General features: G+C 71.1%; 18 protein-coding genes, 1 pseudogene and 1 riboswitch. Of the genes and pseudogenes, 7 read left to right on the top strand and 12 right to left on the bottom strand.

Annotated elements, in window-relative coordinates:
• The first annotated feature begins 39 nt into the window (after positions 1-39).
• Both AB8Z75_RS03920 and AB8Z75_RS03915 read left to right on the top strand, forming a co-directional pair.
• Positions 40-1,353: an MFS transporter gene (locus AB8Z75_RS03920; RefSeq protein ID WP_369199925.1), complete on the top strand. Its 1,314-nt coding sequence runs from the start codon at positions 40-42 to the stop codon at positions 1,351-1,353.
• Positions 1,354-1,437: 84 nt separating this feature from the next.
• Complete coding sequence (locus AB8Z75_RS03915) at positions 1,438-2,085, top strand: NAD(P)-dependent oxidoreductase (RefSeq protein WP_369199924.1); 648 nt, start codon at positions 1,438-1,440, stop codon at positions 2,083-2,085.
• Between the two features lie 40 nt (positions 2,086-2,125).
• Here the strand turns inward: AB8Z75_RS03915 and AB8Z75_RS03910 are convergent, their stop codons facing one another.
• The 3 genes and pseudogenes from AB8Z75_RS03910 to AB8Z75_RS03900 all read right to left on the bottom strand — a co-directional run bounded on the left by AB8Z75_RS03910 (position 2,126) and on the right by AB8Z75_RS03900 (position 5,874).
• Complete coding sequence (locus AB8Z75_RS03910) at positions 2,126-3,562, bottom strand: aminotransferase class V-fold PLP-dependent enzyme (protein WP_369199923.1); 1,437 nt, start codon at positions 3,560-3,562, stop codon at positions 2,126-2,128.
• Between the two features lie 153 nt (positions 3,563-3,715).
• A riboswitch (SAM riboswitch) is annotated at positions 3,716-3,834 on the bottom strand.
• A gap of 89 nt (positions 3,835-3,923) precedes the next feature.
• Positions 3,924-4,772 (bottom strand): annotated as a pseudogene (locus AB8Z75_RS03905) (uroporphyrinogen-III synthase); the annotation flags it as partial.
• A gap of 181 nt (positions 4,773-4,953) precedes the next feature.
• Positions 4,954-5,874, bottom strand: coding sequence for a LysR substrate-binding domain-containing protein (locus AB8Z75_RS03900; RefSeq protein ID WP_369199922.1), 921 nt, complete (start codon positions 5,872-5,874; stop codon positions 4,954-4,956).
• Positions 5,875-5,970: 96 nt separating this feature from the next.
• Between AB8Z75_RS03900 and AB8Z75_RS03895 the strand changes: the two genes are divergently transcribed.
• From AB8Z75_RS03895 to AB8Z75_RS03885, 3 genes are all read left to right on the top strand, one after another.
• Positions 5,971-6,216, top strand: coding sequence for a hypothetical protein (locus tag AB8Z75_RS03895; RefSeq protein ID WP_369199920.1), 246 nt, complete (start codon positions 5,971-5,973; stop codon positions 6,214-6,216).
• Positions 6,200-7,126, top strand: coding sequence for a DMT family transporter (locus AB8Z75_RS03890; protein WP_369199919.1), 927 nt, complete (start codon positions 6,200-6,202; stop codon positions 7,124-7,126). The genes AB8Z75_RS03895 and AB8Z75_RS03890 overlap by 17 nt, the downstream gene beginning before the upstream one ends.
• An 83-nt stretch (positions 7,127-7,209) precedes the next feature.
• Positions 7,210-7,692: a VOC family protein gene (locus AB8Z75_RS03885; protein WP_369199918.1), complete on the top strand. Its 483-nt coding sequence runs from the start codon at positions 7,210-7,212 to the stop codon at positions 7,690-7,692.
• Between the two features lie 217 nt (positions 7,693-7,909).
• On the opposite strand, the gene trpD is transcribed toward AB8Z75_RS03885, so the two are convergent.
• The 5 genes from trpD to AB8Z75_RS03860 form a co-directional block, all read right to left on the bottom strand.
• On the bottom strand, positions 7,910-8,977 hold the full coding sequence (gene trpD, locus AB8Z75_RS03880; protein WP_369199917.1) for an anthranilate phosphoribosyltransferase: 1,068 nt from the start codon (positions 8,975-8,977) through the stop codon (positions 7,910-7,912).
• A 206-nt stretch (positions 8,978-9,183) separates the two neighbouring features.
• A complete protein-coding gene (locus tag AB8Z75_RS03875) occupies positions 9,184-10,833 on the bottom strand; it encodes a cytochrome bc complex cytochrome b subunit (RefSeq protein ID WP_369199916.1) in 1,650 nt (549 codons plus the stop codon).
• The gene (locus AB8Z75_RS03870) at positions 10,830-11,897 is read right to left on the bottom strand and encodes a Rieske 2Fe-2S domain-containing protein (protein ID WP_369199915.1); all 1,068 of its coding nucleotides are present in this window, start codon (positions 11,895-11,897) and stop codon (positions 10,830-10,832) included. The genes AB8Z75_RS03875 and AB8Z75_RS03870 overlap by 4 nt, the downstream gene beginning before the upstream one ends.
• Positions 11,894-12,709: a c-type cytochrome gene (locus AB8Z75_RS03865; RefSeq protein WP_369199914.1), complete on the bottom strand. Its 816-nt coding sequence runs from the start codon at positions 12,707-12,709 to the stop codon at positions 11,894-11,896. The genes AB8Z75_RS03870 and AB8Z75_RS03865 overlap by 4 nt, the downstream gene beginning before the upstream one ends.
• Before the next feature lie 118 nt (positions 12,710-12,827).
• On the bottom strand, positions 12,828-13,445 hold the full coding sequence (locus AB8Z75_RS03860; protein ID WP_114017231.1) for a heme-copper oxidase subunit III: 618 nt from the start codon (positions 13,443-13,445) through the stop codon (positions 12,828-12,830).
• Positions 13,446-13,659: 214 nt separating this feature from the next.
• On the opposite strand from AB8Z75_RS03860, the gene AB8Z75_RS03855 reads away from it, so the two are divergent.
• The gene (locus AB8Z75_RS03855; protein ID WP_369199913.1) at positions 13,660-14,073 is read left to right on the top strand and encodes a hypothetical protein; all 414 of its coding nucleotides are present in this window, start codon (positions 13,660-13,662) and stop codon (positions 14,071-14,073) included.
• 82 nt (positions 14,074-14,155) lie between these two features.
• Here the strand turns inward: AB8Z75_RS03855 and AB8Z75_RS03850 are convergent, their stop codons facing one another.
• The 4 genes from AB8Z75_RS03850 to coxB all read right to left on the bottom strand — a co-directional run bounded on the left by AB8Z75_RS03850 (position 14,156) and on the right by coxB (position 18,640).
• Positions 14,156-15,457, bottom strand: coding sequence for an Ig-like domain-containing protein (locus tag AB8Z75_RS03850; protein ID WP_369199912.1), 1,302 nt, complete (start codon positions 15,455-15,457; stop codon positions 14,156-14,158).
• A 125-nt stretch (positions 15,458-15,582) separates the two neighbouring features.
• Entirely contained in the window at positions 15,583-15,981 is a 399-nt protein-coding gene (locus AB8Z75_RS03845) for a cytochrome c oxidase subunit 4 (protein WP_114021087.1), read from the bottom strand.
• Positions 15,978-17,708 (bottom strand): cytochrome c oxidase subunit I, encoded by a 1,731-nt coding sequence (ctaD, locus tag AB8Z75_RS03840; RefSeq protein WP_369199911.1) that lies wholly within the window; start codon positions 17,706-17,708, stop codon positions 15,978-15,980. The genes AB8Z75_RS03845 and ctaD overlap by 4 nt, the downstream gene beginning before the upstream one ends.
• The gene (gene coxB / locus AB8Z75_RS03835) at positions 17,705-18,640 is read right to left on the bottom strand and encodes a cytochrome c oxidase subunit II (RefSeq protein ID WP_369199910.1); all 936 of its coding nucleotides are present in this window, start codon (positions 18,638-18,640) and stop codon (positions 17,705-17,707) included. The genes ctaD and coxB overlap by 4 nt, the downstream gene beginning before the upstream one ends.
• Positions 18,641-19,062: 422 nt before the next feature.
• Between coxB and AB8Z75_RS03830 the strand changes: the two genes are divergently transcribed.
• Positions 19,063-20,465 (top strand): cysteine desulfurase/sulfurtransferase TusA family protein (locus AB8Z75_RS03830; RefSeq protein ID WP_369199909.1); only part of this gene is annotated, 1,403 nt, incomplete at its 3' end.

The raw sequence follows: 20,465 nt of genomic DNA, 5'->3' as shown, positions 1-20,465 counted from the left end.
TGTTGGACTCATCGACAGCGTCGGCCGCAGCCTGAGGACATGACCGACACCGCACCCCGGGGCAGGGCCGACGCCACCGTCCGGGCCCTCATCGACGCCGCACCTCGGGCCAGGACCGACCCTGCGCCCGCGCCCACGCCCTCGCCCGGACTTCCTCCCGGGAGCACTCCCCCGGCCGCGGCCCCCCGCCGCGGCCTGCTGCTCCTGATGGCCGTCGCCACCGGACTCTCCTGCGCCGGCAACTACTTCGCCCAGCCGCTCCTCGACCTCATCACCAGCGACCTGCACATCAGCGCCACCCTCGCCGGCTTCGTCGTGACGGCCTCGCAGGCCGGTTACGCGCTCGGCCTGCTCTTGATCGTCCCGCTGGGTGACGTGCTCGACCGACGCCGCCTGGCCGTCGGGCTGCTGGCAGCGACCGCGGTGTTCCTCGCCCTGACGTCCGCCGCGCCCACCGGCCCGCTGCTGCTCGCCGGCACCGTCGCCGTCGCGTTGACGGCGGTGGGCGCCCAGGTCGTCGTCGGGTACGCGGCAGCGCTCGTACCGGACGAGGCGCGCGGCCGGGCGGTGGCCACCGTGATGTCCGGCGTGCTGTTGGGAGGGCTGCTGGCCCGCACGGTCTCGGGCGTGCTGGCCGGGCTGGGCGGCTGGCGCACCGTCTACTGGGTCAGCGCGATACCGGTGGCGGTGATGGCGCTGCTCCTGCACCGCTTCCTGCCGCACGTGCGCTCCACCGCACGGCTGTCGTATCCGGCGCTGCTGCGCTCCTCCCTGTCCCTGCTGCGCGAGGTGCCGCTGCTGCGCTGGCGGTCGGCGATCGGCGCACTGTGCCTGGCGGCCTACAGCGTGCAGCTGACCGCGCTGACGTTCCTGCTGGCCCGGCCGCCCTTCGGCTGGTCGGAGACGCAGATCGGGCTGTTCGGCCTCTTCGGGGTGGTCGGCGTGGTGACGATGACCTTCGCGGGGCGGCTGAACGACCGGGGTCTTGTGCAGTACGTGACCGGGTTCGGCATCGTGACGCTGGGCGGCGGCTGGCTGCTGCTCCTGGCGGGCGAACGGTCACTGGTGTGGCTGTCGGTGGGCATCGTCGCGCTGAACGTCGGACAGCAGGCCGTCCTCAACAGCAGCCAGACGGTGCTGTACGGGCTGCGTCCGGAGGCCCGCAACCGGTTCAACTCCGTCTTCATGACCAGCTTCTTCGTCGGCGGCGCCACCGGTTCGGCGCTGACCGCCCTGGTGTGGGCGCGCGCCGGCTGGAGCGGGGCGTGCGTGCTGGGCGCCGTGCTGGCGGCGGCCTCGCTGGCGGTGTGGGGGCTGGAGCGGCTCAGCGCCGCACGTGGCCGCCCTCACTGACGTCCTATCCACGGCTCTCCCCCTCGTCAGATCAGTACGCGCGCCCAAGGAAAACCCAAGGAAAATCCAAGGAAAGGGGACACCATGCGCATCGCAGTCTTCGGCGCGGCAGGAAACGTCGGCAGCCGAGTCGTCGCCGAGGCCCTCGCGCGCGGCCACGAGATCACCGCCGTCGTCCGCGATCCGGCCCGGTTTCCGGCCCTGCACCCGGGGGCCGCGCACCGAGTGGGCGACGCGGCCGACTCCGGTGACGTCGCCGCCCTCAGTGAGGGCCACGACCTGGTCATCAGCGCCACCCGCCCCGCGCCCGGCAACGAGGAGGGGCTGGTACTGGCGGCACGCGGCCTGCTGGCCGGGCTCGCCACCACCGGCGTTCGGCTGCTGCTGGTCGGCGGCGCCGGCAGTCTGACCGTGCCGGGCACCGGGGGCCGCGTCCGGGTGGGCGACGACACCAGGTACGTTCCCGCGGAGTGGCGCCCCATCGCGCGGGCCTGCGACGCGCAGTATGCGCTGCTCCTGCGGCAGGCCACCGCCCTGGAGTGGACGTACGCGAGCCCGCCCGCGCTGCTGGCGCCCGGGGCCCGCACCGGCCACTACCGGCTGGGGACCGACGAGTTGCTGGTGGACGAGACGGGCCGCTCGGCGCTCTCCACGGAGGACTTCGCCGTGGCCCTGCTGGACGAGGCCGAGCGGCCCCAGCACCACAGGGCCCGGTTCACGGTGGCCTACTGAGCGGCGGCGGCGGCGCGCGGGCAGGCAGGCGGGCAGGCCGTCAGCGCGCGGTGCGCTCCGGGGTCTCGGGGACGCACCGCCCCTCCTCCGTGCGGTAGTTCCAGCGCGCCCCGTCCCGCACCAGTTCCCGTACGGCGGCGGTGAACCGGTCCACGTGCTCGTCGGGCGTCCCGGCACCGAAGCTGACCCGGACGGCGTTGAGCGCGGGGGACCCTCCGGCCGCAGACGGGGAGCCCGGCGCGGTCTCGGGCGCTCCGCACTCGCCGGGAGCGTCGCCCTCCTGACCGAGGAGGGTGCGCAGCAGCGGGTGCGCACAGAACAGACCGTCCCGCACGCCGATGCCGTACTCGGCCGACAGTGCCGCCGCGAAGTGCGAGCTGTTCCACCCTTCCACGACGAAGGAGACCACGCCCACCTGGTCGGCGCCCTCACCGAAGAGGGACAGGACGCTCACCTCGGGAACGTCGGCCAGACCGGCACGCAGCCGGGCCAGCAGCTCCTCCTCGCGGGCGACCAGGCCGTCGAACCCCGCCTCGGTGAGGGCGCGGCAGGCGGCGGCGAGGGCGTAGGCGCCGATGACGTTCGGCGAACCCGCCTCGTGCCGGGCGGCCGTGGTGTGCCACTCCACCTCCACGCCGCCGTCCGCGCCGCGCGCCACCCGGCGGCTGGCACCGCCGCCCGCCAGGTACGGCTCCGCCTGGACGAGCCAGTCCGCGCGGCCCGCCAGGACACCCGCGCCGAAGGGCGCGTACAGCTTGTGCCCCGACAGCGCCACCCAGTCGGCCTCCAGTTCGACGAGGCTGATCGGCCGGTGCGGGGCGAGCTGCGCCGCGTCCAGCACGAGGCGGGCACCGTGCCGGTGCGCGGCCCGCGCCAGCTCACGGACCGGCCACACCTCGCCGGTGACGTTCGACGCCCCCGTCACGCACACCAGTTTCGGCCCGGCGGGTGCGCCGTGCAGTGCCGACTCCAGGGTCGCGACGGCGGCCTCGGGGGAGCGCGGCGCGTCCAGGTACGTGACGTCGTGCGCGCGCCACGGCAGCAGAGAGGCGTGGTGCTCGGTCTCGAACACGAACACCCGCGTGCCGTGCGGCAGCGCCGCGGAGAGGAGGTTGAGGGAGTCGGTGGTCCCCCGGGTGAACACCACCTGGTCGTGCTCGCGGCACCCGAGGAACTCGGCCACCGTCCGCCTGCTGCGCTCGAACAGCTCGGTGGAGAGCTGCGAGAGGTGGCCCGCGCCGCGGTGCACGCTGCCGTAGTACGGCGCGTACGCGGCGACGTCGTCCCACACCCGCTGGAGAGCGGGGGCGCTCGCGGCGTAGTCGAGCGCCGCGTAGGTCGCCTCCCCGCCGGTGACCAGGGGCACGCGAACGTCGCGGCCGAGGACGGGAAGGGGCCGGCCGGCCTGCTGCGCCGAGGGCTCCACACTCCGGGTACAGGACGGATCAATCGGGGCAAAAGTGGCATTGAAGGGCATGGGGAAGCTCCATGGGCAGGGGTGAACGACGAACGGCGACGACATCGCCTTGCTGCATGCCTGACGGCAGACGGGAACGGGGCCGGAGCGGCCCTAGCGCATTCGCTTGCTCACGAAAGACTCCCTCGTAGACCAGGACCCCTGGCGGAGAGGGATCCGCGCTTGCCGTGGACCTTGCTGTCCTACGGCCTGGTCATCACCCGGGGCACCCCGCCACGGACGGAGGGTTGCCGGACAGCGGGCCGGGGCCTTGATCGCTGTCGCTCGTGACCTGGGCTGGAGTATGCCACACGGCGTGTTCGAGGCACATCCGTGCGTCCACGATCCGGACGGCCCCCGTTGCCGCCGGGGCCCGTCAGCGGGGCAGCCGCTCGCACAGTTGGCGCACCAGCGCGCCGGTGCGAAACCGCTCGGGCCAGTACGCGGGGACGCCCCGCTCGGCCAGCGGCGCGGCGGTGACCGGACCGACGCAGGCGACCTGGACGCGCCCGCGCAGCGCCCGGGTCAGCGCGTCCACCGCCCCGGTCTCCTCGGCGCGGGCGAACAGCCCGGCCACAGCGGGGGCGCTGGTGAAGGTGACGGCGTCGACCTCACCGGCGGCCAGCGCCTCGATCAGCCGGTCGAGGGGCCCGGGGTCGAGCGGTCGCGTGGAGCGGTAGACCGGCACGGGAACGACGTCGGCGCCCGCGCCGCGCAGCGCGTCGAGGAACTCACCGAGGGGTTCTCCGTGCAGCTGGACGGCGACACGGACGCCGGTCAGATCGCCGCGGGCGAGCAGGTGTTCGCGTACTTCGCCGGAGGACTCGGAAGCGGGCGACCACGCTTCGCGGAGCCCGGCGGCGCGGATGGCCCCGCACGCCTTCGGCCCGCGGGCGAGCACCTCACCCCCGGCGAGCGCCTCCCGCAGCGCCTCCCCCGTGCCCCAGTCGTCCGCCGCCTCCATCCAGCCGCGGAAGCCGATGCCTGTGGTGACGACGGTGAGGTGCGGGGGGTCGGCCACGAGCTGCCGGGTGGCGTCGCGGAGTTCCGCGTCGTCGGTGAGCGGGACGATGCGCAGCGCCGGGGCGTAGAGGACGCGGGCGCCGCGCCGCTGGAGCAGCGCGCCGAGCTCCTCGGCCCGGCGTGCGGCCGTCACGGCGACGGTGAAACCGGTCAGCGGCGGGACCGCTCGGGTGCCCGCGGCGTCGGGCGAGCGTCGGGCTTCCGGCACAGCGTCTCCCTCAGATGTGGACGGATCGGGTACGGCCGGACCGAGGCCAGGTGCACGTCCTCGGTTCGCCCTCCGCCCCACGAGGCTACGTCCCGCCCGCGAGGCTACGTCCCGCCCGCGGGGCTACGTCCCGCCCGCGGGGCCCCCGCTTCCGCCCGTGGCGGGCGAAGAGAGCGTCTGGTCACTCCGCCGCCGGGTGCTGTGTGAGCACGGCGGCCCGCTCCCGCAGGGCGGCCAGGCCTGCGGCGACGGCGGGCTGTTCCTCGCTGCCCCGCCGCACCGCGGTCAGCACCCGCCGGAACGGCGGCGGACTTCCCTGCACCGGCACCCGCACGACCCGCGGGTGACCTGCCGTCGACATCAGCCGCGGCACCAGGCACACCCCCAGGCCGTGGCCGATCATGGCGAGGATGGCGGGCCATTCGTCCGAGTGGTGCAGACGGCGGGGGGTGAACCCGGCGGCGGCGCACAGCGCCTGGATGAGCCGGTCCTGGTCGTGGTGGGGCGTGATCCAGTCCTCCGCCGCCGCCTCCGCCAGGTCGACGGGTCGCCGACCGGTCAGCGGATGCCCGGCCGGCACGACGAGGTCCAGGACGTCGTCCAGAAGCGGCCGTTGGGTGAAGCGCGGGTCGTCGACGGTGGGGCTGTCGGGGTGCGGGGTGAGCACGGCGATGTCCGCCTGGTCCGCGAGCAGCCGCTGGTAGCTCAGTCGGGTGTCCGACTCGTGGAGGAGCACGTGGACGGGTGGTCGTGCGTGCCGCAGTTCGTGCGCCGTGGGGGCGAGGAGTGAGGCCATGGTGGTGGTGAACCCCTCGACGCGCAGCGTCTGCCGGCCCCCGCCGCCGGTCGCGGAGAGCTCGGCTCGGGCCTGCTCCCACTGCGCGTGCAGCACGTCGGCGTGGCGCAGCAGCACCCGTCCCGCGGGGGTGAGCCGCAGCGTGCGACCGTCCTGGCGCAGGAGTTCGGCCTCGGTCTGCTGCGCGAGCTGACGCAACTGCTGGGAGACCGCGGAGGGCGAGAGGTGGAGAGCCCGCGCCGCGGCCGTCACGGTGCCCTCGGAGTGGAGCACGCGCAGGGTGTGCAGGAGCCGCAGATCGATCATGTGGCCATCATCCGGCAACCGTGCGGCAGGACAGCACGGTTGTGTGCACAAAGATGCGATGGACGTGCATGCTGCACCGGCAGGACGCTGGGGCGCATGGACATCCACCGCTCCTCCGGCGGCGGTCGCTGCGCCACTTGCGGCTGGCCGCTGCGCGATCCGTACGAGACCGTCTCCCGGCACCAGGTCGCCGAGGGGACCCTCGTCTACTCCCGCTGCGCCTGCGGCACCCTCCGCGCCTGGCTGCGGCGCCCCGAGGGCGTCGACCGGCTGGTGGTCGGCGGTCGCAGCACCGTGCACGACGGGCCCGAGCGCGGGGAGCCCGGTGGTCTCGCCGACTGAGTCCACAGGCTCTACAGGCTCCACAGGCACCCGGCCCTCCCCCGCGACAACCGCCCCGCTGCTGGTCCTCGGCAGCGTCGTCAGCGTCCAGACGGGACAGGCGCTCGGCAAGGGCCTGTTCGACGCGGCGGGCGGGCCACTCGGTGTCGTGGCGCTCCGGCTGGGGCTGGCCGCGCTGACACTGCTGGCGCTGTGGCGCCCACGGCTGCCCCGCGACCGCCGCTCCGCGCTGCTCGTCCTCGCCTTCGGTACCGCCATAGCCGGGATGAACCTCTCCTACCTCGCCATGGCGCACCTGCCCCTCGGCGTCGTCATGACGATCCAGCTCTCGGGCCCGCTCGCCCTCTCCCTGCTGCTGGCCCGCCGCTGGGGGAACGCGGCCTGGGGCGTGCTCGCCGCCACCGGGCTCGCGCTGTTCACGCTGCCGGGCTCAGGCGGAGCGCCCCTCGACCCGGCCGGGGTGGCCTGGGCGGCGGCCTCGGGGGTCTCGATGGCCGCTTACCTGCTGCTGAGCAGGCGCACCGGCGCCACGACGAGTGGCGGCGGCCCGCTGGCGCTGGCCGTCTGCTGGGCGGCCGTGCTGACCGCGCCCCTCGGGCTGGCCGACGCCGGGGCCCGGCTGGCCGAGCCCCGCGTCCTGGTCGCGGGGCTGGGTGTGGCGGTGCTGTCGGCGGCGGCTCCCTACTCCCTCGAACTGGCCGCGCTGCGCCGCCTCCCCGCCAGGGTGGTCGGTGTGCTGCAGTCACTGGAGCCGGTCGCCGCGGGCTGTGCGGGTCTCGTGCTGCTGGGCGAGCGGCTCAGTGGCCTCCAGTGGCTGGCGGTCGGCTGCATCACGCTGGCGTCGACCGGCGCGGTCGCCGGCCACTGGTCCGGCGGGGTCGAACGGGGCGACACCCGGGCCAGGCGATGAGTTTCCGGTTCCCGGTCGGTCTGTACTGACAGACGGCGTGAACCGACCGAGCCAGTGAACCGACCGACCAGGAGATGACGGCCATGCGGCAGTCCCAGAAGATCAAGACGTTCCTGTGGTTCGACACCCAGGCCGAGGAGGCGGCCGAGTTCTACGTCTCCCTCTTCGACGACTCCCGCGTCCTGGGCGTCACCCGCTACGGCGAGACGGGACCCGGGAAGCCGGGCTCGGTGATGACGGTCGACTTCGAGCTGGCAGGACGGGAGTACGTGGCGCTCAACGGCGGCCCCGAGTTCTCCTTCACCGAGGCGATCTCGCTCCAGGTGGACTGCGACTCGCAGGAGGAGGTGGACACCCTGTGGGAGAAGCTGACGGCGGACGGCGGCCAGGAGGTCCAGTGCGGCTGGCTCAAGGACAAGTACGGCCTGTCCTGGCAGATCGTGCCGCGGCGGCTCTTCGAGCTGCTGGACACGGCGGACAGCGCGCAGGCCGAGGCCGTCACCGCGGCCATGCTCGGCATGGTGAAGCTGGACGTGGCGGCGCTGGAGGCGGCGGCGCGGAAGTGACGCCCGCCTCCCGGCGCGGGGCCGCAGCACGGGGTGCGGCCCCGCGCCCTGGCCGGGAGGCCGCCGCCGGCTCGGCGGCGGCCTCCCGCACGCGGCCTCGGGCTTCCTGTGCACCTCCAGCGCATGCTCCGGCGAGGAGGTGCCGCCGCCCGCAGCGAGCGGTCTGCCGGTGGGTGGTGGCTTGTCGCGCCGTTCCCCGCGCCCCCTCCGGGGCGCGTCACCGCCGGTGGCTGGCCTCCACCCACCGTTCCAGTGCCGCGCGGGCCGCGCCGGAGTCGATGGACTCGGCGGCGCGCCGCATGCCGGCGGCGATCTGCTCGCTCAGCGGCGCGTCGGTGGGCGTGAGCGCGGTGAACGCGGCGGCCGAGTTCAGCACGACGGCTTCCCGCACGGGCCCCCGCTCGCCGTCCAGCAGCCGCCGTGCCACGTCCGCGTTGTAGGCGGCGTCGGCGCCCCTCAGCGCCTCGACGGGCACCAGTTCGAGGCCGACGTCGCGCGGGTCGAAGCTCTCCTCCCGCACCGCGCCGTCGCGGACGATCCACACGGTGGACGTCGCCGTGGTGGTCAGCTCGTCCAGCCCGTCGTCCCCGCGGAAGACCAACGCGGAGGAGCCGCGGGCCGCCAGCACGCCCGCGATGATCGGGGCCATCCGCGCGTCGGCGACCCCGGTGGCCTGGGCGCGGACCCGCGCCGGGTTGGTGAGCGGCCCCAGGAAGTTGAACGGGGTGGCGATGCCCAACTCCTTGCGCGCGGTGCCGACGTGCCGCAGCGAGGGGTGGAACCGCACCGCGAAGCAGAAGGTGATGCCGGCCTCGGCCGCCACCTCGGCGACCCGCTCGGGGCTCAGCTCCAGATCGACTCCGAGCTTCTCCAGGACGTCGGAGGCTCCGCTGGCGCTGGAGGAGGCCCGGTTGCCGTGCTTGACGACCTTCACGCCCGCTCCGGCGACGACGATCGAGGACATGGTCGAGATGTTGACCGTCTTGGCCCGGTCGCCTCCGGTGCCGACGATGTCCACGGAAGGCCCCGGCACCTCGATCGTCCGCGCGTGCGCGTACATGGCGCGCACCAGCCCGGAGATCTCCTCGACCGTCTCGCCCTTGGCCCGGAGCGCGACGGCGAATCCCGCGATCTGCGCGTCGGTGGCCTCGCCCCGCATGATCCGATCCATCGCCCACGCGGTGGCGTCCTCGCCCAGGTCCTCGCCGGCGAGCAGTGCGCTGAGCACGTCGGGCCAGGTACGCGCCGCCACGGTGTCGCCTCCGGCGGGGGGAGCAGCGCTCATGGGAACCACATCCTGGCTATAGACCGACGCAATGGTGCCGCCACCCTATCGAGCCCGCCCGGGCGGCGTGGTCGCCTGTTCACCCCGTGGGCAGCGGGGTGGAAGGCGGCCGGAGGGGCGGTGCGTCCCGGCACAGCCGGGAGGGGCCCACGGGACGTACCCGTGAACCCCTCCCGGTGTGGCGGATTCAGCTGTGCGGCGCGCGGTCAGTGGTGACCGTGGCTGCTTTCGATCTCGCGGTACTCCTCCTGCGTGGGCTTGGGAATCTGCCCGGACTCGCCGTAGTACCCCTTCGACAGGCGCGACCGCAGCTTCTGACCACGCGTGACCTTGCGCTGCACACCGTTCTCGTCGGTGGCCGCACCCACCTCGACCGGCTGGTACTGGTCGTGCGCCGTCAGCGTGTGCAGCTGCTCCTGGGACAGCGGCTCGTGGACCTCCACGAACTCACCGTGCGGCAGCCGCTTGATGGTGCCGGTCTCGCGCCCGTGCAGGACCTTCTCCCGGTCCTTGCGCTGCAGACCCATACACACCCGCCGCGTGATCACGAACACCACCACGGGCGCGACGAAGAACGCCACCCGCACGAACCACGTGATCGCGTTGATCGACAGGTTGAAGTGCGTCGCCCACAGGTCGTTGCCACCACCGACCAGCAGCACGAAGTACCACGCGATCCACGCCGCACCGAACGCCGTACGCGTCGGCGCGTTCCGCGGCCGGTCCGCGATGTGGTGCTCCCGCTTGTCCTTGGTCACCCAGGACTCGATGAACGGGTACACCGCGATCGCCACCAGCACCAGCGGGAAGATCACCAGCGGGATCAGCACGCCCAGGACCAGCGTGTGGCCCCACAGGTTGATCTCCCAGCCAGGCATCACCCGGATCAGGCCCTCGGAGAAGCCCATGTACCAGTCGGGTTGCGCGTTGGTGGACACCTGGTCGGGCCGGTAGGGGCCCAGCACCCAGATCGGGTTGATCGTGAACAGCGCCGAGATGGCGGCGATCACGCCGAAGACCAGGAAGAAGAAGCCACCCGCCTTGGCCATGTACACCGGCAGCAGCGGCATGCCCACCACGTTGGTGTTCTTCCGCCCGGCACCCGCGAACTGCGTGTGCTTGTGGTAGAAGACCAGGATCAGGTGCGCCACCAGCAGTCCGAGCATGATGCCCGGCAACAGCAGGATGTGGATCGAGTAGAACCGCGCGACGAAGTCGTCCCCCGGGAACTCCCCGCCGAACAGGAACATCGACAGGTACGTGCCCACGATCGGCACCGACAGGATCGCGCCCTCCATGAAGCGCACACCCGTACCCGACAGCAGGTCGTCCGGCAGCGAGTAGCCGGTGAAACCGGTGAACATGCCCAGCACGAAGAGCAGGAACCCGAAGACCCAGTTGACCTCGCGCGGCTTGCGGAACGCCCCCGTGAAGAAGACGCGCATCATGTGCACGAACATCGCCGCGAGGAAGATCAACGCCGCCCAGTGGTGGATCTGCCGCACCAGCAGACCGCCGCGCACGTCGAAGCTGATGTCCAGCGTCGAGGCGTACGCCTCCGACATCTGGATACCGTGCATCGGCGTGTAGGCACCGTGGTACTCCACCTCGTTCATCGACGGGTGGAAGAACAGCGTCAGATACACACCCGTCAGGATGATGATGATGAAGCTGTAGAGCGCGACCTCACCCAGCATGAAGGACCAGTGGTCCGGGAAGATCTTGCGCATGTTGGCCTTGGCGAGGCTGTAGATCCCCAGCCGGCCGTCGGCCCAGTCGGCGACCCGCTCCCCGGCGGGTGCCTTTTTCTTGCCCTCGGCAGCGGCGCTGCCCCGGGCCTCGGTTGCAGTACTCATCCGCGCTCCCAGAAGGCCGGACCGACGGGCACATCGAAGTCGCCCTGCGCTTCGAGGTAGCCGTCCTTGTTGACGCTGATGTTCAGCTGCGGCAGCGGGTGGCCGGCGGGCCCGAAGAGCACGCGCGCACCGTCGGCGAGGTCGAACGTCGACTGGTGGCACGGGCACAGGACGTGGTGGGTCTGCTGCTCGTAGAGGCTGACGGGGCAGCCGACGTGCGTGCAGATCTTCGAGAACGCGACAATGCCCTCGTGCGACCAGTCCAGCTCGCGCTTGTCCTTGATGTCACCCGGCTCCAGCCGGACGATCATCAGGGCCGCCTTGGCGATCTCGGTCTGGAAGTCCTCGTCGTGGTGCTCCAGGCCCTCGGGACGGGCGAAGGTGAGCGAACCGACGGCGATGTCCTCGGGGCGCAGCGGCTCGCTCGTGTTCTCGTTGACGAGCAGCTTGCCCTTCTTCCAGGCCGTGTGCCGCAGCTTGTCCTCGGGCAGCGGGCCCAGGTCGCGCAGCAGGACGACGCCGGAGAGCGGCACCAGGGCGACCGCGCCGAACATCGTGTTGCGGATCAGCTTGCGGCGGCCGAGCGCGGACTCCTTGGCACCCTGCTTGAAGTCCGAGATGACCTTCTCGCGGACCTCGGGCTCGGCCGCGATGGCGTGCCGCTCGTCGACCATCTCCTCGTCGGACATCAGCGTGCGGGCCCAGTGGACCGCGCCCGCGCCGATGCAGAAGAGGGCCACGCCGAGCGTCAGGCCCAGCGCCAGGTTGAGCGCGCTGATGTGGCCGAGCGGCCAGACATAGACGATCTTGTCGATCGGGAAGGCCACGAAGGAGGCGATGAAGCCGATCGTGGCCAGCATCGAGATCGTGAAGATGAAGGCGACGGTGCGCTCGGAGCGCTTGGCCGCCTGCTCGTCGATGTCCTGGATGCGGTGCTCGTGGGGCGGCAGCCCCGGGTCGGCGAACGGGTCGTCCTTGCGGGCTACCTCGCCGTGTGCCGGTCCCTGCTCTTTCGGCAGGTTCTCGTCTGACACGTTCTCGTCTGGTCCAGTCTCGCTACTCATGACTTCTTGGCCTTTGCGGTCCGAGCGGCGACCCAGGTAGCGACGGCCACCATCGCGCCGAGGCCGAAGATCCAGGCGAACAGGCCCTCGCTGACGGGGCCGAAGCCACCGAGCTTGAACCCGCCAGGGCTCTCGGACTTGTCGCTGTTGACCTCCTTCACGTAGGCGACGATGTCGCGCTTGTCCTTCTCGGGAAGCGCGCCGTCGGTGAAGGACGGCATGTTCTGCGGCCCGGTCTGCATGGCCTCGTAGATGTGCTTGGGGTCGACATCGCCGAGGTCGGGCGCGAACTTGCCGTGCGTGAGGGCGCCGCCCTCACCGGTGAAGTTGTGGCACTGCGAGCAGTTGGTGCGGAAGAGTTCGCCACCGTTGGCGACATCGGCACCAGCCGGGTCGTACGCCTTCTTGTTGGGCTGGCTCGGGCCCGAGCCCAGCGAGGCGACGTACGCGGCGAGCTGGTTGATCTCGTCCTGGCTGTAGATGTTCTTCTTCTTGGGCACCTGAGCGCCGGGCTGCTGAGCCGGCATACGCCCCGTGCCGACCTGGAAGTCCACCGCCGCGGCCCCGACACCGACCAGGCTGGGACCGTCGCTGGTCCCCTGGCCGCCGGTTCCGTGGCAGCTGGAGCACCCGGTGGCGTAGAGCTTCTTGCCCTCCTCGATGGCGAGGGACTTACTCGACTCCTGCTTCTCGGCCTTGGCCTCACCCGCGGGAGCGAACGCGGTGTACAGCCCCCCGGTGGCCGCCAGCGCGAAGAGTAGAACGACAAGCGCCGCCAGCGGATGGCGCCGTCGTGCGGAGAGCTTTTTCACGGATTACCCCGGTGTCAGGATCTTCTCGTCGATGCGGTGTCTGTCCGTACTGCGTCTGTCCGTTATGGCCGTGGTCCGCCTGGGCGGTACGGCGCGCGGCGTCGCCGCGCCCGCACGGTCACCGGATCAGGTAGATCGTGGCGAAGAGGCCGATCCAGACGACATCGACGAAGTGCCAGTAGTAGGACACGACGATGGCGGCCGTGGCCTGGTGGTGTGTGAACCGCCTGGCCGCGTAGGTGCGTCCCAGGACGAACAGGAAGGCGATGAGGCCGCCTGTCACGTGCATCCCGTGGAAGCCGGTAGTCAGGTAGAACACCGATCCGTACGGACTCGAGGAGAGCGAGGTGCCCTCCTTGACCAGCTCCGTGTATTCGAAGACCTGGCCGCCGATAAAGATCGCACCCATCACGAAGGTGACGATGAACCACGCGCGGAGCTTCTTGACGTCACCCCGCTCGGCGGCGAAGACGCCGAGCTGACAGGTGAGTGAGGAGAGCACCAGGATCGTGGTGTTCGTCGCCGAGAACGGAAGGTTCAGCTCTGAGGCGTGTTCCTTCCAGTAGTCGGCGCCGGTCACCGATCGGAGGGTGAAGTACATCGCGAAGAGGGCCGCGAAGAACATCAGCTCGGAACTCAGCCAAATGATGGTTCCGACGCTGGTGAGGTTCGGCCGGTTGACCGACGGGTGCGCGTGCCCGGTTTCTACTGCTGTTGCTGTCGCCACGACCGACATTATGTCGGTCGCTTATCCCGGCCTCACTTCGGGGGTCCCGTTCGGGGTGTCGGCGCCGCCCGCGCCCGCCGTGCCCAGCGGTGACGGAGGCCCCCGCACCCCGTACGGACCAGTATCCGCGTGGGCCGACCGGTGTTGACGGTGCGTCGGAGGGAGTAGCATCCGAGCCCAGCGGTTCACCCGATACGGACGAAATACGCTACGCGGAGGAACGATGCAGCCGACCGCCACGGTGCTGGTCTACAGCGACAACGCCACCACCCGCGAGCAGGTGCGGCTCGCGGCCGGCCGGAGGCCGGCCCCCGACGTGCCGGAGGTCCGCTACGTGGAGTGCGCCACGCTGCCCGCCGTCCTGGAGGCGCTGGAGGAGCGCCATGTGGACGTGTGCGTGCTGGACGGGGAGACGGCCCCGGCAGGCGGCATGGGCGTGTGCCGCCAGATCAAGGACGAGATCTACGACTGCCCGCCCGTGCTGCTGCTGATCGGCAGGCCGCAGGACGCCTGGCTGGCGACCTGGAGCAGGGCCGAGGCCACCGTCTCGCACCCGGTGGACCCGGTGGCGCTGGCCGAGTCGCTGGCCGGTCTGCTGCGCGAGCAGGCGGCCGGCAGCCGCCTCGCCCGCGCCTGAACCCTTTCGCGACGCCGCGCCCGCCCGTCCCCCGAACGGAGGAGGGGCGGGCGCGGCGTCGCACCGGCACGGATGTGGCGTTTCACACCTGTGGACGCAGCCGGGCGGCGTCCGCGGGGCCGCTGCCCACGTGCTTGCCGCTGTTGACGGCGCTGCCGGCGCGCCATTCCTTCCAGTCCATGTTCCAGTCCCCGAAGCCGTTGCCGAAGGGGGCCATGGTCTCGCCCGAGGTGTTGACGTGCTTGACGATGTCGCCCTCGTTGACGAGGTCGAAGAACCACTTGGCGTTCGAGCTGCTCATGCCGGTGCAGCCGTGGCTGGTGTTGGAGACGCCCTGGGAGCCGACGGACCAGGGGGCACCGTGCACGTATTCGCCGCTGTTGGTGAGCCGCGTGGCCCAGTGGACGCCCAGGTCGTAGAAGTCGCCGGCGCCGATGCTGGCGCTGGTCATCCGCACGTACGGCTCCTTGGTGAGGATCACCTTGATGCCGTTGCGGGTCTCGTAGCCCGATTTCCCGGTGGTGATGGGCACCGAACGGATGGTCTTGCCGTTCTTCTTGACCGTCATCTGCAGCGAGGAGGCGTCCGCGACGGCGACTATTCGGTCCCCGGTCTTCATCCGGACGGGTTCGGACTTACCGCCGTAGAGCCCCTCGCGCACCTTCAGCCCTTTGAGTGACGAGCGGAGGGTGATGCTGGCGTGCGCGGGCCAGTAGGAGCGCGGCCGGTAGTGGAGCTCCTTGCTGTTCACCCAGTGCCATGAGCCCTCCACGTGGGGCTGGGAGTCCACTCTCAGGGCCCGCTCGACCAGCTCGCGCTGCGCGGGCTTCTTGACGGGGTGGCTGAGCTCGGCCGTGAGGGGCATGCCGACGCCGTAGGTGCCGTTGGAAGGGCCGAGCTTGACGTCGAGGTGCTTGGCTGCGGCGGCCTTGGTCTCGAAGCGCAGCGAGCGGCGCCCCGGGGCGCCGTCTGGGTTCTCCGTGCTGACCTGGAGGGTGTAGCGGGCGCCGGCGGCCAGCGGGCTCGTGCTGTGCCAGCTCTTCTGGTCGGCGGACAGTTCGCCGGGCACCACGCGCCCGGAGGCGTCGGTGGCGAACACGTCGGTGAGGGTGTCGCCCTTCTCGGCGGTGACCTTCAGCGGCTTGTCGGGGTCGACGTCGGTGCTGTCGGCGGCTGCGCTGACGGACACGGCGTCGGTGGCGTCGTAGGGGGCGGAGGCGAGCGGGTCGTCGCTGCTGTCTCCGGTGCCGCAGGCGGCCAGCCCGACGGAGAGGGGGGCCAGCAGCAGGGCGCAGCTGCGCACCATGCGGCGCTTGTGCTTGCGGGACAGTGTTCTGGGGGCGAGCGCCCCTCGGGATATCGCGGTGTGCGGCCTGTGACTCATAGGCCCAAAATATGAAGAATCGTCACTTCGGGCGCGCGGAGTGCGTACAAACGGGTCGGCCCCCCGGCGTGTCGGGGGGCCGATCCTTGTTCTTCGTCTGTCGCTGTGCTGCGCAGCCGCGGTTCCTACTGGGTGCGGTTCTGGCCGTGGTAGTACTCGAACACCCAGCCGAACAGGCCGATCAGCAGCAGCGGTGCCGAGAAGTACACCAGCCACCAGCCGACGGCCACGCCCAGGAAGGCGAAGGCGCCGCCGAGGCCGAGCGCGAGCGGCTGCCAGCTCCACGGGGAGAAGAAGCCCAGCTCACCGGCGTCGTCCGCGACATCGGCGTCCTGCCGGTCCTGCGCCCCGGTGTCCACCCGGCGCGCGGTGAACGCCAGGTAGTAGCCGATCATGATCGACAGACCGAAGGCCAGGAAGAGGCCGACCGTGCCGACCGGCTCCTTCGACCAGACCCCGTAGGTGATGGCGACCGCCAGCAGGAAGACCGACAGCCACAGGAACATCTTGCCCTGGATCTTCACTTCCCGGCCTCCTTGCTGCCGGCGAGCGCCTTCTCGTCCCGGTCGACGTTCTCCAGCTCATCGAGCGCGGCGATCTCCGGGTGGTGCAGGTCGAAGGCCGGGGATTCGGAGCGGATGCGGGGCAGGGTGAGGAAGTTGTGCCGCGGGGGCGGGCAGGACGTCGCCCATTCGAGCGAACGGCCGTAGCCCCACGGGTCGTCGACCTCGATCTTCTTGCCGTACTTGTGCGTCTTCCACACGTTGTAGAAGAACGGCAGCATCGACATGCCCAGCAGGAACGAGCTGATCGTGGAGATGGTGTTCAGGGCGGTGAAGCCGTCGGCCGCCAGGTAGTCGGCGTACCGGCGCGGCATGCCCTCGGCGCCCAGCCAGTGCTGGACGAGGAAGGTGCCGTGGAAGCCGACGAACAGCGTCCAGAACGTGATCTTGCCGAGCCGTTCGTCCAGCATCTTGCCGGTGAACTTCGGCCACCAGAAGTGGAACCCGGCGAACATCGCGAAGACCACGGTGCCGAAGACGACGTAGTGGAAGTGCGCGACGACGAAGTACGAGTCGGAGACGTGGAAGTCCATCGGCGGCGAGGCGAGGATGACGCCGGTCAGGCCGCCGAAGAGGAAGGTGATCAGGAAGCCGATCGTCCACAGCATCGGTGTCTCGAAGGACAACGAGCCCTTCCACATCGTGCCGACCCAGTTGAAGAACTTCACGCCCGTCGGTACCGCGATCAGGAACGTCATGAACGAGAAGAACGGCAACAACACGCCGCCCGTGACGTACATGTGGTGCGCCCAGACGGTCACCGACAGACCCGCGATGGAGATCGTGGCGCCGATCAGGCCGACGTAGCCGAACATGGGCTTGCGGCTGAAGACCGGGATGACCTCGGAGACGATGCCGAAGAACGGCAGCGCGATGATGTACACCTCTGGATGGCCGAAGAACCAGAACAGGTGTTGCCACAACAAGGCCCCACCGTTGGCCGAGTCGAAGACATGCGCCCCGAATTTGCGGTCCGCCTCCAGGGCGAACAGCGCGGCGGCCAGCACGGGGAAGGCGAGCAGCACCAGCACACCGGTGAGCAGCACGTTCCAGGTGAAGATCGGCATGCGGAACATCGTCATGCCGGGTGCGCGCATGCAGATGATCGTGGTGATGAAGTTGACCGAGCCGAGGATCGTACCGAAGCCGGAGAGCGCCAGGCCCATGATCCACATGTCGGCGCCGACACCCGGCGAGCGGACCGCGTCCGAGAGCGGCGAGTAGGCGAACCACCCGAAGTCGGCGGCGCCCTGCGGGGTGAGGAAACCGCCCACGGCGATGAGCGAGCCGAAGAGGTAGAGCCAGTAGGCGAACATGTTCAGCCGCGGGAAGGCCACATCGGGCGAGCCGATCTGGAGCGGCATGATCCAGTTCGCGAAGCCGCTGAACAGCGGGGTGGCGAACATCAGCAGCATGACGGTGCCATGCATGGTGAACGCCTGGTTGAACTGCTCGTTCGACATGATCTGCGTGCCCGGACGGGCGAGTTCGGCACGCATGAACAGCGCCATGACGCCGCCGATGATGAAGAAGACGAACGACGTGATCAGGTAGAGGCTGCCGATCGTCTTGTGGTCCGTGGTCGTCAGCCACGAGACCACCACGTTGCCGGGTCGCTTACGGCGTGCCGGCGATGCCGCCTCGGCCGTCGCGGCGGCGGCACCCTGGGGTTCGTTGAGGATGCTCACGGGTTATTCGTCTCCGCATTCTTGGCGCCGCCCGTGGTGGCGGTGCCCGCCGGGATGTAGCCGGTCTGGCCCTTCTTCGCCAGGTCCTCCAGGTGCTTCTGGTAGCGCTCCGGGGAGACGATCTTCACGTTGAAGAGCATCCGGGAGTGGTCGACGCCGCAGAGTTCGGCGCACTTGCCCCGGTAGGTGCCCTCCTTGCTGGGGGTCACCTCGAAGCGGTTGACATGGCCCGGGATGACGTCCTGCTTCATCAGGAACGGCAGGGCCCAGAAGTCGTGGATGACGTCGCGGGAGGTCAGGATGAACTGGACCTTCTCGCCCTTGGGCAGCCACAGGGTCGGACCCGGGTTGCCGTTCTGCGGATTCCGCTCGCCCGGCGTGCCCGCCTCGTAGACGCCCTCGGCGCCCTTGGGGAAGCCCTTGGTCATCCGGTCCGGGATGGCGCTGAGCTCCTGGTGGAGGCTGTCCTTGGTGTTGACGTCCGTCTTCGGATCGCCGTCCACGTCCTCGACGTAGTTGAAGCCCCAGCTCCACTGGTACCCCACGACGTTGACGACGTGGGTGGGCTTCTTCGAGGTCGCCATGAGCTTGGTCTCATCCCGCGCGGTGAAGTAGAACAGCACCGCGACGATGATGATGGGGACCACGGTGTACAGCGCCTCGATCGGCATGTTGTACCGGGTCTGGGCGGGGATCTCCACCTTGGTCCTGGAGCGCCGGTGGAAGATGACGCTCCAGATGATCAGACCCCACACCAGCACGCCCACGGCGAGCGCGGCCGCCCAGGAGCCCTGCCACAAGGAGAGGACACGCGGCGCCTCCTCCGTGACGGGGGTGGGCATTCCGAGGCGGGGGAAGTCCTTTGATGTGCAACCGGTCGCGGTCGCCAGGACCAGGCCCGCGGCCAGCGCCTGCGGTAGCGTCCGCCGCATCGGGCGCCGCGATGTGGGGGTACCACCCGCGGCCGTCCTGCGGCCGTGGGGGAGGTCGGAGCCGTTGGGACTCACGTAGCGCCTTCCCGAGAGTCTCGCCCGCGTCGCGGTCGGGCGCGGCCCTCTTACGTGGTCGGGCGCCGGCCCAGCGCGGGCAGGGGTTTGGATGTTTATGCGGACCAAACCCTAGCCGACGCCATTTGGGGTCGCGCGGGGAGGGGGCGTAACGCGCCGCGCACCCCCCCGATGGGGTGGGAGAGGGCCTGACCGCGCCGGATCTGACGCACCGACGCCTGCCGGCCTGTCTCCGCGCGGGCGGCGGGAGGCGTTCCGCGCCGCACCGCGGCAGGCGGAACGGCACCCGGTGCCGGGGGCCGTTCGCTCGCCCGCGGTCCCTCGGGCCACGGCGGTAGCGTACGCGGGTGTCCTATTTCGATGCCGCTTCCTCGCTCCCGCTCCACCCCGTCGCGCGGCAGGCGCTGCTGGCGTCGCTGGACGAGGGCTGGGCCGATCCCGCGCGGCTGCACCGCGAGGGTCGACGGGCCCGGATGCTGCTGGACGCGGCACGGCAGAGCGCCGCCGAGGCCGTCGGATGCCGCCCCGACGAACTCCACTTCACCCCTTCGGGTACGCACGCGCTGCACTCGGGGATCGCGGGCGCGCTCACCGGGCGGCGCCGGACCGGTCGGCGGCTGGTCGTCTCCGCGGTCGAACACTCCGCCGTCCTCCATGCGGCCGAGGCGCACGAGAGGAGCGGGGGCACCGTCCACCGGGTCGACGTCGACCGGACGGGGCGGGTCGACGTACAGGAGTGGGGAGAGGCGCTCGGCGCGGACTGCGCGCTGGCCTGCCTGCAGTCCGCCAACCACGAGGTGGGAACGGTGCAGCCGGTGGAGGAGGCGGCCTCCCTGTGTGCGCGGACAGGGGTGCCACTGCTGGTGGACGCCGCGCAGTCACTGCCCTGGGGTCCGGTGCCCGGCGGCTGGTCGCTGTTGACGGGGAGCGCGCACAAGTGGGGCGGGCCCGCCGGTGTCGGCCTGCTGGTTGTCCGCAAGGGTGTGCGATTCGCGCCGCCAGGCCCTGCCGACGAGCGCGAAGCAGGTCGCGCGCCCGGCTTCGAGAACATCCCCGCGATCGTCGCCGCAGCCGCCTCGCTGCGGGCCGTACGCGCCGACGCGGAGGCCGAGGCGGTCAGGCTGCGGGCGCTCGTGGACCGGATCAGGGCGCGCGTGCCCGCGCTGGTGCCCGACACGGAGGTGGTCGGCGATCCGCTGCGGCGGCTGCCGCACCTGGTGACCTTCTCCTGCCTGTACGTGGACGGCGAGGCGCTGCTGCACGCGCTCGACACCGCCGGATTCTCCGTCTCCTCCGGTTCCTCCTGCACCTCAAGCACGCTGACCCCGAGCCACGTCCTGCGAGCCATGGGCGTGCTGTCGGAGGGCAACGTGCGGGTCTCGCTGCCCGCGGGGACCGGCGACGAGGAGGTCGAACGGTTCCTCGACGCGCTGCCCGGCGCCGTGGCGCAGGTACGGGCGCGGGCAGGGGCCGGCCCCGGGGCGATCGCCTCGGTGGACGACGCCGCCGAGGAGTCCGCGGGAGCCTCCGGTGACGCCTCCGATGACGCTTCCGCAGGAGCCTCCGGTGACGCCTCCGCGGACGAGGGGGTCACCGTCGACGCGCGGGGCAAGCTCTGCCCCCTCCCCGTGATCGAGCTCGCGAAGGCCATCGGCCGGGCACCGGCGGGCGGCGTCGTGCGGGTGCTCGCCGACGACGAGGCCGCGCGGCTCGACATTCCGGCCTGGTGCGAGATGACGGGACATATGTT

This window comes from Streptomyces sp. PU-14G (assembly GCF_041028275.1).
Taxonomy (GTDB): Bacteria; Actinomycetota; Actinomycetes; order Streptomycetales; family Streptomycetaceae; genus Streptomyces.
The sequence above is the reverse complement of the archived record's forward strand: the minus strand, read 5'-3'. Positions and strand labels throughout refer to the sequence as shown.

Excerpts from the sequence above, each read along its gene's own strand:
- AB8Z75_RS03860 (WP_114017231.1), bottom strand. The coding sequence starts at position 13,445 with ATGTCGGTCGTGGCGACAGCAACAGCAGTAGAAACCGGGCACGCGCAC.
- AB8Z75_RS03900 (WP_369199922.1), bottom strand. The coding sequence starts at position 5,874 with ATGATCGATCTGCGGCTCCTGCACACCCTGCGCGTGCTCCACTCCGAG.
- AB8Z75_RS03895 (WP_369199920.1), top strand. The coding sequence starts at position 5,971 with ATGGACATCCACCGCTCCTCCGGCGGCGGTCGCTGCGCCACTTGCGGC.
- AB8Z75_RS03910 (WP_369199923.1), bottom strand. The coding sequence starts at position 3,562 with ATGCCCTTCAATGCCACTTTTGCCCCGATTGATCCGTCCTGTACCCGG.
- AB8Z75_RS03855 (WP_369199913.1), top strand. The coding sequence starts at position 13,660 with ATGCAGCCGACCGCCACGGTGCTGGTCTACAGCGACAACGCCACCACC.
- AB8Z75_RS03870 (WP_369199915.1), bottom strand. The coding sequence starts at position 11,897 with ATGAGTAGCGAGACTGGACCAGACGAGAACGTGTCAGACGAGAACCTG.
- trpD (WP_369199917.1), bottom strand. The coding sequence starts at position 8,977 with ATGAGCGCTGCTCCCCCCGCCGGAGGCGACACCGTGGCGGCGCGTACC.
- AB8Z75_RS03915 (WP_369199924.1), top strand. The coding sequence starts at position 1,438 with ATGCGCATCGCAGTCTTCGGCGCGGCAGGAAACGTCGGCAGCCGAGTC.
- AB8Z75_RS03885 (WP_369199918.1), top strand. The coding sequence starts at position 7,210 with ATGCGGCAGTCCCAGAAGATCAAGACGTTCCTGTGGTTCGACACCCAG.
- coxB (WP_369199910.1), bottom strand. The coding sequence starts at position 18,640 with ATGCGGCGGACGCTACCGCAGGCGCTGGCCGCGGGCCTGGTCCTGGCG.
- AB8Z75_RS03875 (WP_369199916.1), bottom strand. The coding sequence starts at position 10,833 with ATGAGTACTGCAACCGAGGCCCGGGGCAGCGCCGCTGCCGAGGGCAAG.
- AB8Z75_RS03850 (WP_369199912.1), bottom strand. The coding sequence starts at position 15,457 with ATGAGTCACAGGCCGCACACCGCGATATCCCGAGGGGCGCTCGCCCCC.
- AB8Z75_RS03920 (WP_369199925.1), top strand. The coding sequence starts at position 40 with ATGACCGACACCGCACCCCGGGGCAGGGCCGACGCCACCGTCCGGGCC.